Below are 14,702 nucleotides of genomic sequence, written 5' to 3'. Positions count from 1 at the left end.
AAGCGCGCTGAGGGTGGTGCGGCGCGCGGGGCAGGCTGGTGGCCTGTTCAAGCGTCGCGCCACCCTCAGCGCGCTTGGGAAAGGCAACCCGGAGGGCCGTATCTGTTTGCCCGCATGCCTGCGTCATCATTCGGTTGTGTATCGACATACACGCCCTCATTCTTCCTTGGCCTGCGCGCAAACAGATACGGCGCGGGCCACTTCGTGGGTGTCAACCCGCCCTAGTTGACACAGCAGGTTTTCGAACTCGTTGATGACAGCGTCGGGTGAAAGGTGGGCCATGCCGGCATGTGCCGCGCGGCCCATGTGGCGGATCAGGCTGGCGTTGGAGGCCAGCATCACGGCGGATTCGATAAAGGCCTTCTCGTTGCCTGCCTCGATGCGGTAGCCGTTGCGGCCCGGATGCAGGTGCTCGCGCGCCGCACCTTCCTCATAGGCGACCACGGGCAGGCCCGAGGCCAGCGCCTCCAGGATCACGTTGCCGAAGGTTTCGCTCAGGCTGGGAAACGGGAACAGATCCGCGCTGGCGTAGTGCCGCGCCAGGTCCTCGCCGCGCTGCATGCCGGCAAAGATGAAATCGGGATTGGCCGCCTGCAGCGCCGCGCGCGCCGGGCCATCGCCCACCCACACGTAGCGCGCCTTGGGCACGTGGCGCTGGATCGCGCGGAAGGTCCGCACAGCCAGGTCGAGATTCTTTTCCGCCGCGATGCGGCCCACGTAGAGCACCACGGGCGTGTTGCCGTCCACGTCCCAGGTGGCGCGCAGCTCGGCGCTGCGATGGCTGGGGTGGAACAGACGCGTATCGACGGCACGGCGCAGCAGCCGCGCCGTGTCCACGCCCAGCGCGGTCAGTTCGGTGGCGAGTGCGTCGGTCGGCACCAGCGTGGCCTTCGCGCGGCGATGGAAGTTGCGCAGGTAGTTGCGCACCACCGGCGTGAGGAAACCCACGCCATAGTGATTGGCGTAGGCGTCGAAACGGGTGTGGAAGCCGGTGGCCGTGGGAATGCCGAGGCGCTTGGCCGCGCGCACGGCGGACCAGCCCAGCGGACCTTCGGTGGCGACGTAGATGGCGTCGGGGCGCAGGCGCGTCCAGCGTTCGCGCAGCGTGCCGCCCGCGGGCCAGCCGAAACGCAGGCCGGGATAGCGGGGCAGGGAGGCGCCGCGTACTTCGAGCGTGGCGATGCCGGGTTCGTCCTTGAAGGGTTGCCGCTGGCGGGGACGGATCAGGTCGACCGTGTGGCCCTGCGCAGCGAGCCCGGCGGCGAGGCTGTGCACGGTCAGTGCCACGCCGTTGATTTCGGGTGGATAGGTTTCGCTGACGATGCCGATGCGCACTTGAACATACCGTTGGCTGGCCCTGCGCAGATTCCTCTCGCGGCGTTGCGGGGGCGTGGCGCGTGTATGACGGCGGCATGACGGATTTAACGGGCCAGGCGCACCATGACGCGCCTCATGCGGTTTCACGGTTACACTCCCGGGACTTGTCACCGTGGAGACATGCCGATGAAACGCTTTCTGCTCGCAGTTGCGCTTGCCGGTCTGGCGGGTGCCGTCGTTGCCGCCGATGCGCCGGGCCTGCCGGTGACGAAAGCCCCGGCGGGCGCCGAGGTCTACATCATTTCGCCCAAGGACGGCGCCATCGTCGGCACCGAAGTCACCGTGCAGTTCGGCCTCAAGGGCATGGGCGTGGCCCCGGCCGGCGTGAAGAAGGAAGGCACCGGCCACCATCACCTGCTTGTGGATGTGAAGGACCTGCCCGCCGCCGGCCAGCCGATCCCGAAGGACGAGCAGCACCTGCATTTCGGCAACGGCCAGACCGAAACCACCCTGAAGCTGGCACCGGGCAAGCACACCCTGCAGCTCGAACTGGCGGACGAGAACCATATTCCGTTCGAGCCGGCCGTCGTTTCCAAGCCGGTCACGATCACGGTGAAGTAAGCCAGCCCGCGCGACCTGCCATCGGGCGCGATGCGTCCGGTGGCGGGCAGCCGCATGTCGTCTGGTGCCCGCCTTGCCTGGTCGCGACCGGCGGATTTCACAGCCCTCGGTCGGTTCTTCGCGCCGTATGGGCTAAAATTCCGCGCTTCATTCGCTCCAGTCCAGGCTGACCATGACCGTCCGCACCCGCTTCGCCCCCAGTCCTACCGGCTTCCTGCATATCGGCGGCGCCCGCACGGCGCTGTATTGCTGGCTGGAGGCGCGTCGTCGCGGCGGTCAATTCGTGCTGCGCATCGAGGACACCGACCGCGAACGCTCCACCGAGGAAGCCGTGCAGGCCATCCTCGATGGCATGAGCTGGCTGGGCCTGCACCATGACGAAGGCCCGATCTACCAGACCGCCCGCCTGGAGCGATACAAGCAGGTGGCCGATGAGCTGCTGCAGGCCGGCCTGGCGTACTACGCCTACGAGTCGAAGGAAGAGATCGAAGCCATGCGCAACGAAGCCATGGCCAAGGGCGAAAAGCCCCGCTACAACGGCTACTACCGCGACCGCAACGAGCCGTACCGCGACGATCCCAACCGGGTCATGCGCTTCAAGAACCCGCTGGAAGGCTCGGTGGTGTTCGAGGACAAGGTGAAAGGCCGCATCGAGTGGGCCAACGCCGAGCTCGACGACCTGGTGATCTTCCGTTCCGACGGCTGGCCGACCTACAACTTCGCCGTGGTGGTCGACGACATCGACATGGGCATCACCGAAGTGATCCGTGGCGATGACCACGTGAACAACACGCCGCGCCAGATCAACATCTACAAGGCGCTGGGCAAGCCAGTGCCGGAGTTCGCGCACCTGCCCATGATCCTTGGCCCCGATGGCCAGAAGCTGAGCAAGCGCCACGGCGCCGTGAGCGTGATGCAGTACCGCGACGACGGCTTTCTGCCGCACGCGCTGCTCAACTATCTCGTGCGCCTGGGCTGGTCGCATGGCGACCAGGAAATCTTCTCCGAGGAAGAAATGATCCGCCTGTTCGACGTGGCCGACGTCAACAAGGCCGCCTCGCGCTTCGACGTCACCAAGCTGTCGTGGCTCAACCAGCACTACCTGAAGACCGAAGATCCCGCGTCCATCGCACCCGAATTCGAGTGGCACCTCACCCAGGCCGGCATCGACTTCAGCAAGGGCCCCAACCCCGCCGACGTCATCGTGGCGCTGCGCGACCGCGTGCAGACGCTGAAGGAAATGGCCGAGCGCGCCAAGATCTGGTACGGCCCCATCGCCGAATGGGACGACAAAGCCGTCGCCAAGCACCTGCAGAACGACAGCGCCGTCGCGGTACTGGAAGCGGCGAAGGCTTTGCTGGCGGACGTCGAGTGGAAGCCCGAGCCCATTCATGGCGTGATCGAACAGGTGGCTGCGAAGCTGGAGCTTGGCATGGGCAAGATCGCCCAGCCGCTGCGCGTGGCGATGACGGGAACGCAGGTGTCGCCGTCCATCGATCACACGATCTATCTCGCGGGGCGCGAGGTGGCGCTCAAGCGCATTGACGATGCGGTGGCGCGGGCGAAGGGTTGAGGCCCGTTCGGTCTTGGCTGCGGCGTCCTCCGCCGCGCGATGTTTTTCTCCCTCTCCCCTCCGGGGAGAGGGCCGGGGTGAGGGGCCACTCTTGCCTCACTGTTTCGTTCTTTAGCCGTCATCCCGGCGCAGGCCGGGATCCAGTTTCGGTAATGGTTGGTTGTCGCGTGGAGTGTGGTCGGCACTTTTTGGCGCTCCCGCAACCTGGCCGCCTACGCGGCGTGCGTTCCGACCTCCTGCCGGAGGCCGGGTCACTTTCTCTTGCTTGCCCAAGAGAAAGTAACCAAAGAGAAGGGCCCCCCGGATGAGGCGCCTATCGGGCTGAAGCCCGATAGGTTCGCGGTCGGGTGGCGGGCTTTTCGACGGGGCATCCTGCCCCGACGAAAAGTGCCTGGCGTCCTGCCAGGCACCCCTGCGGGGCCTGATCTCCACCCGTCCGCCGCTTCATACGGGGACCCGGAAGATCAAGAGCTTCGAGCCGACGGCTCGTGCCGCTGTGCGGCACATCGCGTCGCGGCAGGCGGCGGAGCGCATGCCTTGGTGGCAATGTCCCAGCCCTTTCCCTGACGGGCGAGGGACCCAATCAACAGCGCGTGCAACGGACAACTTCCAGAACATATGCCGCCGGCGCAACCAACCTCACCGCTCAGTTCGGCATGGCCGGACCCCGCCACCCACCTCCCAACGCCTGCATCAACGCTGCCGTATCGCTGAGCCGCGCAGCCTGTGCCTGCACGCGCGATATGCGCGCCTGCTGGTACGCCTGCTGCGCGTTGATCAACGCCAAGGCATTCACGTAGCCGAGTTGCTGCTGTTTTTGCGTGAGCGTCAGCGTGCGTTCCGCGGCCGTCTCGGCATCGTCGGCGGCGGCGAGGGCGCGTGCGTCGCTGTCGATGGCGTAGAGCGTGTCGGCCACGTTCTGGAATGCGCCGAGCACCACGCTGCGGTATTGGGCGGCGGACTGCTGCAGGGCGGCTTCGGCGGCGCGTTGTTTGTGCTTGAGCGCGCCGAAGTCGAACACGGTCTGGCTGACGCTGCCGGCCAGTGACCAGAACACGTTGTCGTCGGTAAACATGCGGGTGAACGAGGTGGAGCTGCCGCCGTAGGCGCCCGACAGCGTGAACTGCGGCAGGCGGTTGGCGAGCGCTACGCCCACCTGGGCGCTGGCGTCGTGCACGTTTTCCTCGGCGGCGCGCACGTCGGGGCGTTGCGTGATGAGTTGCGAGGACACAGCCTGCGGCAACGTGATGGGCAAGGTGAGTTGTTCGAGGTCGAACTCCGGCGTGCCGGCCTGGTCGGGCGTGTCGCCGCACAGCACGGCGAGCAGGTCGCGGTTCTGTTCCAGCTGTTTTTCGAGAGGCGGCAGCGACTGGCGTGCCTGCGCCAGCGCGCTTTCCTGGGCGGCGACATCCAACCCGGAGGCGTAGCCGAGCCTTGCCTGGTCGTGCAGGATCGCCAGCGCCTTGGTCTGTGCATCGATGATGGCCTGCGTGGCTTCCATCTGCGAGCGCAGCGACGCTTCCTGGATGGCGGCATTTACCACATTCGCCGCCAGGGTCAGGCGCGCTGCTTCCAGTTGGTAGCGTTGGTTGTCGGCCTGCGCCTGCAGCGACTCCACCGTGCGTCGGTTGAGTCCGAACACGTCGGGTGCATAGCTGATGTTGAGCTGCGCGGTGTGCAGCGTGTAGTAGGTCGCGTTGGAGGCGAGCGTGGGAGACAAGGTGCCCACCGCATCGCGTTGCCGGGACGGCGAATAGTTGAGCTGGGCGGAAGGGAAAAATGCGGCGCGCTGTGCCGCCACGTTCTCCTGTGCCTGTTTCAGCGCGGCGGTGGCGGCGTCGAGATCGGGATTGCGCGCCAGCGCGCGCTGGACGCGGCGATTGAGCGCGTCGGAACCGAACACTTCCCACCAGGTTTGCGCGATCGCCTCGCTGGACCACTGCTGGGACGCACCGCTCGCACTGCCCACGGTGGATGCCAACGGTTGCCGGGTGAGTTGTGCCGGCATGGGCGTGGCGGGCCGATGATAATCCGGGCCGACAGCGCAGCCGACGCAGGCGGTCAGCGCGGCGGCGAGCGCGCACCAGCGTGATGTTTTTCCGGCGCGGATCATGGCGTGCCTCCTGCCTGTCGACGCTTCCGCCGCTTGTGCGACCACTCGACCACCAGCACCTGCAACGCGGGCGCCACGATCAGCAGCATCACCGGTCCGATCAGCATGCCGCCGACCACTACGGTGGCCAGCGGACGTTGCACCTGGCTGCCAATGCCGGTGGAGAGCGCGGCGGGCAGCAGGCCGATGCATGCGGACAGGGCGGTCATCAGCATCGGGCGCATGCGTTGTTCGGCGGCTTGCGCCATCGCTTCCACGGGAGGCAGGCCGGCGAACACGAGGTGATTGAAGTAGGTGATGACGAGAATGCCGTTCATCACCGACACGCCGAACAGCGACACGAAGCCGATGGCGGCGGAGATGCTGAAATCCAGCCCGGAGAGGTACAGCGAGATGATGCCGCCGGCGATGGAGAAGGGAATGGCCGCGAGGGTCAGCAGACTGTCGCGCAGCGAATTGAACAGGGCGAACAGCAACGCCAGGATCAACCCCACCGCGATCGGCAGCACCACGGCAAGGCGCTGCTTCGCCTGCTCCAGATCGTTGAACTCGCCGGCCCAGGCCAGGTGATACCCCGGCGGCAGCGTGACGTGTTCGGCGATGCGCTGTTGCGCTTCGGCCACAGTACTGCCCAGGTCGCGGCCGCGCACGCTGAACTTCACCGGCACGAAGCGCTCGTTGCGTTCGTGGTAGATGTACGACGCGCCGGTATCGAGGCTGATGCGGGCGACGTCGCGGAGCGGCACATAGCCGGTGCCGCCGTTCGGAAGGCTGTAGCCCACCTGGATATTGCCGATGTCCTCGATGCTGCGCCGGTACTGTGGGGCAAGGCGCACGACCAGATCGAACTGGCGGTCGCCTTCCAGCACGGTCGTGGCCGAGGTGCCGCCGGCGGCGGCCTGCACTACGGTGTTGATGTCGCCGGTGTTGAGGCCGTAGCGCGCAGCCTTGGCACGGTCGATGGTGATGTTGAGGTTGGGCTGGCCGAGCACGTGGAACACGCCCAGGTCCTGCACGCCGCGCACCTGCTGCATTTGGTGCATGACTTCATCGGCCAGGCGCTCGAGCTCCGGCAGTTCGGGGCCGACGATCTTCACCGAGTTGGCGCCCTTCACGCCGGACAGGCCTTCCTCGATGTTGTCCTGGATGTACTGCGAGAAGTTGAATTCGACGCCAGGCAGCGCGTTCTCGAACTCGCGCTGCAGGTCGGCCACCAGCTTTTCCTTGGTGTGCCCGCTCGGCCAGTCGTCCTGCGGCTTGAGCGGCACGAACAGTTCCACGTTGTAGAAGCCGGAGGCATCGCTGCCGTCGTCGGGCCGGCCGTGCTGCGACACCACGGTGACCACTTCCGGATGGGTGAGCAGGATGCGGCGCAGTTCGTTGACCTTGTCCTGCCCGGCTTCGAGCGAAATGGTGGGCGGCATGGAGGCGCGTATCCACAGGTTGCCTTCTTCCAGCGCCGGCAGGAACTCGGTGCCCACGCGGGTAAGCAGCAGCGCGGCGAGCAGCAGAAAGCCCACGCCCAGGCCCACGGTGGTGCGGCGGCGCGCGAGCGCCCAGCGCAGCACCGGTGTGTAGATGCGGCGGATGGCCCGCACGAACAGCGTCTCGGTTTCCTTCACGTGCCTGGGCAGCAGCAGCGAAGCGAGCACCGGCGAAACGGTGAAGGTGGCGATCAGCGCGCCCGTCAACGCGTAGGCGTAGGTGCGCGCCATCGGGTTGAAGATCTGGCCTTCCACGCCCTGCATGGTGAACAGCGGGATGAAGGCCGCCACCGTGATGGCGGAGGAGAACAGCACGGCGCGATCCACCTGCATGGCGCTGATAAACAGCAGGCGCAGGCGATCGGTCCAGCCGTGGGTGGCGCCGCCGCGCATATAGGTGCCCAGGTCGCTCTGCGCGGCGTCGTGCAGCATTTCGCGCTGCTCGTCGTGGCTCTTCTGGAAGTTGCGGAAGATGTTCTCGATCAGGATCACCGCCGAGTCGACGATGATGCCGAAGTCCACCGCGCCCAGGGACAGCAGGTTGGCCGAGTCGCCCATCAGCACCAGGATGATGATGCTGAAGAACAGCGCCACCGGGATATTGGCGCTGACGATGATGGCGCTGCGCAGGTCGCCCAGGAAGATCCACTGGATCAGGAACACCAGCAGGCAGCCGAAGATCAGGTTGTGCAGCACGGTGTGCGTGGTGACGGCGACCAGGGTGGAGCGGTCGTAGAAGGGCACCAGCTTCACGCCGGGCGGCAGGGTGCCGTCGGCGTTGAGACGGGCGACTTCGTCCTTGACGCGCGCGACGACTTCGTTGGTCTGCAGCGTGCGGTTCATCACCACGATGCCGGTGACCACGTCGTCCTGTTTGTCCCGGCCCGCGCGGCCCAGGCGCGGCACGGCGCCGATGTCGACCTTCGCCACGTCCTTCACCAGCACCGGCGTGCCGTTGGATTGGCTGAGCACGATGTTGCCGATGTCGTCGACGTCCTTGATCAGGCCGACGCCGCGGATGTTCACCGACTGCTGGCCGATGTTGATGGTGCGTCCGCCCACATTGCTGTTGGCATTGCCGATGGCACTGACGAGCTGGGGCAGCGTGATGCCGTAGCCCTGCAGCTTGTGCAGGTCGGCTTCGACGTCGTACTCCTTGGTGGTGCCGCCCCAGGTCACCACCTGCGCGATGCCGGGCACGGACAGCAGGCGGCGCGTGACTGCCCAGTCCTGCAGCGTGCGCAGTTCGGTCAGGCTTATCGACGGCGGGCCGACCAGCTGGTAGCGGAATACCTCGCCGACCAGGCTGGACGCCTGGATCTGCGGCTGCACGTTGTTGGGCAGGCTCACGTTCTGCTGCAACGCCAGCGCGGCCTGCGTGTAGTCGAAGTAATAGTCGGTGCCGTACTTGAAGGTGACGCGCACGAACGACAGGCCATAGAACGAGGTGGAGCGGATGCTTTCCACGCCCGGCGTGGTGGCCAGGCCCACCTCCATGGGACGCGTGTAGCTGCGTTCCATTTCCTCGGCGGAAAGTCCCGGCGCCTGCGCGGTGATCTCCAGGATCACGGGCGCGGGATTGGGATAAGCCTCGATATTGAGCCGGGCATACGCCACCAGCCCGGCGATGGCGAACGCCGCCAGCGACATCAGCACGATGGCGCGGCGGGTCAGCGCAAAGGCGACAAGACCACGAAACACATTCGGTCCTTATGAAAGGTGCTTACTGCGACTGCAGCGCCAGCGCGTTGCTGAGGAACAGCGCGCCTTCGGTGGCGATGCGCTGGCCCGCGGGCAAGCCGGACAACACGGGGTAGTAGCCGTCCTGCAGCGGCCCCAGCTGCACCGGTCGGCGCGTGAAGCGCAAGCCGTCGGCGGTGGTGAACACCACCATGGCACCCGTGCCTTCGCGCACCACGGCATCCGCGGGCACGGCTTCGTGCGACGCGGGTGGAGCGGTGAAGATGCGGTAGCTGGCCAGCATCTGGGGGCGCAGGCCCGGTGGCGGCGCGTGCAACGTGGCGCGCAGCGTCACGCGGTGCGTGGCCGCATCGGAACTGTTGCTCACGTAGTCGACGGTGGCTTTGATGTTCTGCTGGGGCAGGGCAGGCAAGCTGGCGACGAGCGTGTCGCCCACGTGCACCTGGGCGGCATCGTCCTCGCTGACGTTGGCGACCAGCCACAGGCTGTCGTCGTCGGAGATGGTGATCGGCGCGGGGCTGTTGCCGGGCTGCACCAGATCGCCGGCGGCGATGGTGCGCGTGCTGACGTGACCGTCGATGGGGCTGTCGATGCGCAGTTCACCGTCCACGCGCCGCGTCGTGGCGATGCGGTCGATCTCCGCGTCGCTCTTGCCAAAGATGCGCAGCGCGCGTCGCGCCGCCTGGTAGTTGCCTTCGGCGGTCTGTTGATCCGACACCGCCTGCTCCACATCGCGCGGCGCATTGGCCTGCGCTTGCGCCATGCCCTTGGCGCGCTCCAGCGCCGCTGTGGTCTGCACGCGCGCGGCGGCGGCGCTCACCAGATTGGCTTCCGCCTGCGTCAGGTCGGGGCTGTCGACTGAGAACAACGCCTGGCCGCGCTTCACCGCGTCGCCGGCCTTCACCATCACCTCGCGCACGCGTCCCGCATAAGGCGAGTTGACCTGGGCCAGGCGATCCTGATCGAAGTCGACGTAACCCACGGCATCCACGCCCGGCGTGAAGTCGCGCATGACGACCTGCGCGACACGCACCTGGCGAGCCTGTTTCAGATTGATGGTGACGTTCTGCAGGTCTTTCGGCGCGTCGGGGGGCGATGCGTTGCTGTCCGCCGCGGAGGGCGCGCGCAGGAACACGGCCAGCAGGATGGCTGCCACCATGCAGGCACCAGCCATCAGTCGTCCTTGATGCTTTTTCATGAAACCTGGGAGAGCCGCCGGGCAGGGAAACCCCGCCACCCTAAGCCAGGCCTTCGGCTGGCGACAGTTACGATTTGGAAAGGTTGGCGCCGGGCAGGTCGATGGCCACGCGCAGGCCCGGATGGGTGTTTTCCAGCGTGAGCCGACCACGATGCAGCGACACCACCGCCGCCACGATGCTCAGGCCCAGTCCGTTGCCGCGCTGGTGGCGGCTGCTGTCCACGCGGAAGAAACGCTCGGTGGCGCGCGCAAGCGCGGCGTCGGGCATGCCGGGGCCGTCGTCCTGCACGCTGATGTGAACCCATTCGCCCATGGGCTGCGCCTTCATCACGACGAGAGCGCCTTCGCCGGCATACTTGAAAGCGTTATCCAGCAGGTTCGCCAGCACGCCGGCCAGCAGGTGGCGGTCGGCCATCACGCAGGCTGCGCCTTCCACCATCCACTGCAGGCTGATCGAGCGCAACTCGGCCGCTGGTTGATAGAGCTCGGCCAGGTCGCCCAGCAAGGCGTCCAGCGGCAGTGCTTCGAAATGGCCGCGGCGCACGCCCGATTCGGCCTCGGCGATCTGCAGCATCTTGTCCAGCACAGTGATCAGGCCGTCGATCTCGTCGATGGCGTATTGCGCGTCGCGTGGCAGTCGGGCGTCCCGTTGCGGCGAGCGCAGCGCCTGCTCCAGCGCCGCGCGCACGCGTCCCAGCGGCGTGCGCAGGTCATGCGCGATGGCATTGGATACCTGGCGCGTGCTGTCCATCAGGCGCTCGATCTCGTCGAGCATGTCGTTGACGTCGCGCGCCACGATGGCGAACTCGTCGCGCGAGCGGCCCACGGCGATGCGACGGTCCAGCCGGCCGGCGGCCACTTCCGTGGTGGTGCGATGGATGGCCTTGAGCTGCCGCTGCAGTTGCGTGCGGAACAGCAGCGCGCCGCCGCCGGCCAGCAGCAACGCCAGCATGCCGCCCACGCCGAAGGCCACCACGATGCGGTGTTCGAGTGTGCGCACGTCCTGCATGTCGCGGCCGACCAGCAGCACGCTGCCATCGGCAAAGCGATGGCTCAGCAGGCGGCTGGCCGCGTGCCGGTCGAGGCGGCTCACTTCCAGCTCGTGCATGCCGTCACCGGCGACTGCCGAGGCGGGCCATGCGGTGAGGTTGCCGATGGTCTTCCTGCCATGCGCATCCAGCAGCAGGTAGATCTCGGTATCGCTGTCCTGGTTGTCGGTCAGCAGGTCGTGGATATCGCCGGTCAGGGCGTCCATGCCGCGCTGTTGTTCTTCCTGTACCAGCTGCCGGGTGTGGCTGCGCAACTGCTCGTCGATATTGCTCTTGAGCAAGCCTGCAGTGCCCACGTAGAACACCGCGGCGATGAGGGCCACCGACAGCAACAGCAGCAGGCCATAGCCCGCGGCCATGCGGAACACCACGGAATGGCGGAAGTCACTCAGCGGCATGCGGTTCGTCGCGCCCGGCGCCGAGGGTGAAGCCGACGCCACGCACGGTGCGGATCAAAGGCGCGGCGCCATCCTGGTCGATCTTGTTGCGCAGCCGGCTCATCTGCACGTCGATCACGTTGGTTTCCGGATCGAAGTGGAAACCCCATACCGCGGCGAGCAGCATCTTGCGCGTCACCACTTCGCCCTGGTGGCGCATCAGGTATTCCAGCAACTGGTATTCGCGCGGCTGCAGCGGCACGGGATGGCCGTTGCGGAATACGCGGCGCGTGCGCGGTTCCAGGGTGAGGTCGCCGGCGCTCAGCACGTCGGGCTCCGGGCGCTGGCCAGCGCGTCGCGCCAACGCTTCCACGCGGGCGAGCATTTCATCCAGCGCAAAGGGCTTGGTCAGGTAATCGTCGCCACCGCTGCGCAGGCCGCGCACGCGCTCGTCCAGGCTGCTGAGCGCGCTGAGCACGAGCACCGGCGTGCGGTCATCACGCAGGCGCATGGCGGCGAGGATATCCAGGCCATCCACGGCGTCGGGCAGCATGCGGTCCAGCACGACCAGATCCCAACGCTCGCTGCTGACGCGCGCCAGGCCGGTGGCGCCGTCATGGCAGGCTTCCACCTGGTGGCCCGCCTCGGCCAGGCCCTCGCGGATCAGCTCCGCGGTGGGGATGTCGTCTTCAATGAGCAGGCAGCGCATGGCGTGGGGATGCCCTGATCCGTTGCTGTGGCGTGGTCGCGGCGGGATGCTCGGACGGCGCGCAGTATGCAGGCCGGCCATCGACGCATCATCATCCATCTATCGTAATCAGAGGACGGACCCGGCGTGGAGCACTGGCTGGAAAAGGCGATGCAGGGCGTGGACCCGGACAGCCCCGAGGCGTTCCTGCAGGTTTTCCTGAACCTCATGGGCATGGTGCCGTGGGTGGCGCTGCTGTGGTGGAACGTGGCGTTCATCGCGGTCGGCGCGCTGCTCGGCTGGTGGCGGGGACGCACGGTGGAGGGTGTGGTCTGGGCCGCCGTGCTTGGGCCCATCGGCTGGATCGTCGTGCTGGCGAGGCCGCGGCGCACGGGGCCGCCGCCGTTGCCGGGGCAGCGCTGAGCACGCGCTTGCGCTGCCTCGCCGCAGGCCTCATGTAAGCGACGGTGTATGATGCCGGGCGAGGAGATTCCATTGAGCCATACCGCCGACAAGCCGCATGCACACCATCATCATCACGACGATGCGCAGAGCTTCGTGCGTGCGGTGGAGCATGCCAGCGAAGAGCGTGGCCTGCGGCTGACGCCGCTGCGCAAGGAAGTGCTGGAGCTGGTGGCCGGCGCCGGCAAGCCGGTGAAGGCGTACGACCTGCTGGACCAGCTGCGCGAACGCCATGGCAACGCGGCGCCGCCCACGGTGTACCGCGCGCTCGATTTCCTGCTCGAGCACGGCTTCATCCACAAGCTGGAATCCATCAACGCCTTCGTGTCCTGCCATCACCCGGCGGAGGCGCATCAGGTGCCGTTCCTCATCTGCGACAACTGCTCCAGCGCCCAGGAAGTGTGCGACGAGCGCGTGGCGGAGCTGATCGAGGCGCAGGCCAAGGCCTTCGGCTTCCGTCCGCAGGCGCAGACGCTGGAAGTGCACGGCCTCTGCAAGAACTGCCGCAAGAGCTGATCCACTGGCCTGAACGGCCGGGTTCACGTGGCTTGCGTTTGCGACGTTATAATGTAACATGCGCGGAACGGGCTACCCCAAGGCCCGGTCCGTGCTCCGCTCCGGCCCCGATCCGATGGAAGCTCCCCAACCGAACAAGACGCGCTGGTGGTCCCTGGCAGACCGGGTAGGCACGGTGGCGTCGTTCCTGTGCGCCATTCACTGCGCGGCACTGCCGTTCGTGCTCGCGCTGCTGCCCGTGCTCGGGCTCGGCTTCCTGGCCGATCATGCGTTCGAACGGGGGTTCGTCATGTTCGCGAGCGCGCTGGCCCTGTTCAGCCTGATCAGCGGCTATCGCCATCATCATCGTCCGTTGGCCTTGTTGCTGGCGCTGCCGGGGCTGGCCTTGCTGATCATCGGCGTCACCTTTGCCGAGAAATACTCCATTGGCCTGCACAGTGTGCTCGTCACCTGCGGCGGCCTGCTGGTGGCGGCGGGCCATTTCGTCAACCTGCGCACGCATCGCGCGCTGCACGTGCACGGTCCGCAGTGCGTTCACTGACGATCGCGGCATATCGCGCCGTGATTGTGTAACGGCGCCTAGGGTTTCTAGCATTTACGCATGAGTTCCGCGCACGCGCACACCCACGATCACGATCATCACGGCCATGGCCATGCACAAGGTCATGCGCATGCGCACGATCATGCCCACGGCGGCGTCACCGGGCGCGAAAAGAAGCTGATCTTCGCCTTCGTGCTCACCACCGCGATGATGGTGGTGGAGGCGGTGGGCGGCTTCTGGTCCGGTTCGCTGGCGCTGGTGGCTGATGCAGGGCACATGCTGATCGACGCACTGGCGTTGCTGCTCGCCGTAGCCGGTGCATGGTTCGCCCGCCGGCCGGCGGATGCGCGGCGCAGCTATGGCTATGGACGGCTGGAAGTGCTCGCGGGCTTCGTCAACGCGCTGACGCAGTTCGTGCTGGTCGCCTTCATTGCCTACGAGGCGATCACCCGATTGTTCGAGCCCGCGCACATCCTTTCGGGGATGATGCTGGTGGTGGCACTGATCGGCCTGGTGGTGAACGTGCTGGTGCTGAGCACGCTGCACGGGCACGCGCACGACGACGTGAACCTCGCCGGCGCCACGCTGCATGTGCTGGGCGATCTGCTCGGCTCCGTGGCCGCCGTGGTGGCCGCGCTGCTGGTGCGCTGGATGGGCTGGAACTGGGCGGATCCGGTGCTTTCGCTGCTGGTGTCGCTGTTGATCCTCAACAGCGCGTGGCGCCTGCTGCGGCGTTCCTCGCACATCCTGCTGGAAGGCGTGCCCGAAGGCATGAACACCGGCGACGTCGAAGCGGCGTTGCGCGATGCCGACGCCTCCATTCGCGACGTGCATCACCTGCACGTGTGGCAGCTGGCGTCGGGGTCGCGCATGGCGACGCTGCATGCCGAGCTGCATGACGGTGCCAGTAGCGGTTCGGCTATCCGCGCGATCAACCAGGTGCTGGCGGAACGCTTCAGCATCCAGCACGTTACCGTGCAGGTGGATTCCGAGCCCTGTACGGACGGGACGCGCGGCTGCGCCGGCCCCCGTTGCCATTAATTTGCCGACTATTGCGCTTTG

Annotated in this window: 12 protein-coding genes; 6 read left to right on the top strand and 6 right to left on the bottom strand. The window is 66.8% G+C overall.

Going from position 1 to position 14,702, the window contains the following annotated elements; translation table 11 throughout:
* Window positions 1-156: 156 nt before the first annotated feature.
* The gene (locus tag BDW41_RS01695) at window positions 157-1,335 is read right to left on the bottom strand and encodes a glycosyltransferase family 1 protein (protein WP_074547194.1); all 1,179 of its coding nucleotides are present in this window, start codon (window positions 1,333-1,335) and stop codon (window positions 157-159) included.
* A 168-nt stretch (window positions 1,336-1,503) separates the two neighbouring features.
* Here BDW41_RS01695 and BDW41_RS01690 point away from each other — a divergent pair, with 168 nt between their 5' ends.
* Together BDW41_RS01690 and gltX are read left to right on the top strand one after the other, a co-directional pair.
* The gene (locus BDW41_RS01690; protein ID WP_074547195.1) at window positions 1,504-1,938 is read left to right on the top strand and encodes a DUF4399 domain-containing protein; all 435 of its coding nucleotides are present in this window, start codon (window positions 1,504-1,506) and stop codon (window positions 1,936-1,938) included.
* Window positions 1,939-2,110: 172 nt separating this feature from the next.
* Complete coding sequence (gene gltX / locus BDW41_RS01685; RefSeq protein ID WP_074547196.1) at window positions 2,111-3,511, top strand: glutamate--tRNA ligase; 1,401 nt, start codon at window positions 2,111-2,113, stop codon at window positions 3,509-3,511.
* A gap of 646 nt (window positions 3,512-4,157) precedes the next feature.
* Here the strand turns inward: gltX and BDW41_RS01680 are convergent.
* The 5 genes from BDW41_RS01680 to BDW41_RS01660 form a co-directional block, all read right to left on the bottom strand.
* Entirely contained in the window at window positions 4,158-5,624 is a 1,467-nt protein-coding gene (locus tag BDW41_RS01680; RefSeq protein ID WP_074547197.1) for an efflux transporter outer membrane subunit, read from the bottom strand.
* Window positions 5,621-8,809: a CusA/CzcA family heavy metal efflux RND transporter gene (locus tag BDW41_RS01675; RefSeq protein ID WP_074547198.1), complete on the bottom strand. Its 3,189-nt coding sequence runs from the start codon at window positions 8,807-8,809 to the stop codon at window positions 5,621-5,623. Before BDW41_RS01675 ends, BDW41_RS01680 begins: the two co-directional genes overlap by 4 nt.
* Before the next feature lie 22 nt (window positions 8,810-8,831).
* Window positions 8,832-9,983 carry an efflux RND transporter periplasmic adaptor subunit gene (locus BDW41_RS01670; protein ID WP_158536964.1) on the bottom strand — a complete coding sequence of 384 codons (1,152 nt, stop codon included), beginning with the start codon at window positions 9,981-9,983 and terminating at the stop codon, window positions 8,832-8,834.
* Window positions 9,984-10,074: 91 nt separating this feature from the next.
* Window positions 10,075-11,454 carry a HAMP domain-containing sensor histidine kinase gene (locus BDW41_RS01665; protein ID WP_074547200.1) on the bottom strand — a complete coding sequence of 460 codons (1,380 nt, stop codon included), beginning with the start codon at window positions 11,452-11,454 and terminating at the stop codon, window positions 10,075-10,077.
* Window positions 11,441-12,142, bottom strand: coding sequence for a response regulator transcription factor (locus tag BDW41_RS01660; RefSeq protein ID WP_074547201.1), 702 nt, complete (start codon window positions 12,140-12,142; stop codon window positions 11,441-11,443). Before BDW41_RS01660 ends, BDW41_RS01665 begins: the two co-directional genes overlap by 14 nt.
* 126 nt (window positions 12,143-12,268) lie before the next feature.
* Here BDW41_RS01660 and BDW41_RS01655 point away from each other — a divergent pair, with 126 nt between their 5' ends.
* From BDW41_RS01655 to BDW41_RS01640, 4 genes are all read left to right on the top strand, one after another.
* Window positions 12,269-12,544, top strand: a complete 276-nt coding sequence (locus tag BDW41_RS01655) for a hypothetical protein (protein WP_074547202.1) — start codon at window positions 12,269-12,271, stop codon at window positions 12,542-12,544.
* A 48-nt stretch (window positions 12,545-12,592) separates the two neighbouring features.
* Window positions 12,593-13,099, top strand: a complete 507-nt coding sequence (locus tag BDW41_RS01650) for a transcriptional repressor (RefSeq protein ID WP_074547203.1) — start codon at window positions 12,593-12,595, stop codon at window positions 13,097-13,099.
* A gap of 115 nt (window positions 13,100-13,214) precedes the next feature.
* A complete protein-coding gene (locus tag BDW41_RS01645; protein WP_074547204.1) occupies window positions 13,215-13,640 on the top strand; it encodes a MerC domain-containing protein in 426 nt (141 codons plus the stop codon).
* A gap of 60 nt (window positions 13,641-13,700) precedes the next feature.
* A complete protein-coding gene (locus BDW41_RS01640) occupies window positions 13,701-14,681 on the top strand; it encodes a cation diffusion facilitator family transporter (protein WP_074547205.1) in 981 nt (326 codons plus the stop codon).
* Window positions 14,682-14,702 lie beyond the last annotated feature (21 nt).

It is taken from the genome of Dyella sp. AtDHG13 (assembly GCF_003201105.1).
Classification (GTDB): Bacteria; Pseudomonadota; Gammaproteobacteria; order Xanthomonadales; family Rhodanobacteraceae; genus Dyella; species Dyella jiangningensis_B.
The sequence above is the reverse complement of the archived record's forward strand: the minus strand, read 5'-3'. Positions and strand labels throughout refer to the sequence as shown.

Excerpts from the sequence above, each read along its gene's own strand:
- BDW41_RS01690 (WP_074547195.1), top strand. The coding sequence starts at position 1,504 with ATGAAACGCTTTCTGCTCGCAGTTGCGCTTGCCGGTCTGGCGGGTGCC.
- gltX (WP_074547196.1), top strand. The coding sequence starts at position 2,111 with ATGACCGTCCGCACCCGCTTCGCCCCCAGTCCTACCGGCTTCCTGCAT.
- BDW41_RS01680 (WP_074547197.1), bottom strand. The coding sequence starts at position 5,624 with ATGATCCGCGCCGGAAAAACATCACGCTGGTGCGCGCTCGCCGCCGCG.
- BDW41_RS01670 (WP_158536964.1), bottom strand. The coding sequence starts at position 9,983 with ATGGCTGGTGCCTGCATGGTGGCAGCCATCCTGCTGGCCGTGTTCCTG.
- BDW41_RS01665 (WP_074547200.1), bottom strand. The coding sequence starts at position 11,454 with ATGCCGCTGAGTGACTTCCGCCATTCCGTGGTGTTCCGCATGGCCGCG.
- BDW41_RS01660 (WP_074547201.1), bottom strand. The coding sequence starts at position 12,142 with ATGCGCTGCCTGCTCATTGAAGACGACATCCCCACCGCGGAGCTGATC.
- BDW41_RS01650 (WP_074547203.1), top strand. The coding sequence starts at position 12,593 with ATGATGCCGGGCGAGGAGATTCCATTGAGCCATACCGCCGACAAGCCG.
- BDW41_RS01645 (WP_074547204.1), top strand. The coding sequence starts at position 13,215 with ATGGAAGCTCCCCAACCGAACAAGACGCGCTGGTGGTCCCTGGCAGAC.
- BDW41_RS01640 (WP_074547205.1), top strand. The coding sequence starts at position 13,701 with ATGAGTTCCGCGCACGCGCACACCCACGATCACGATCATCACGGCCAT.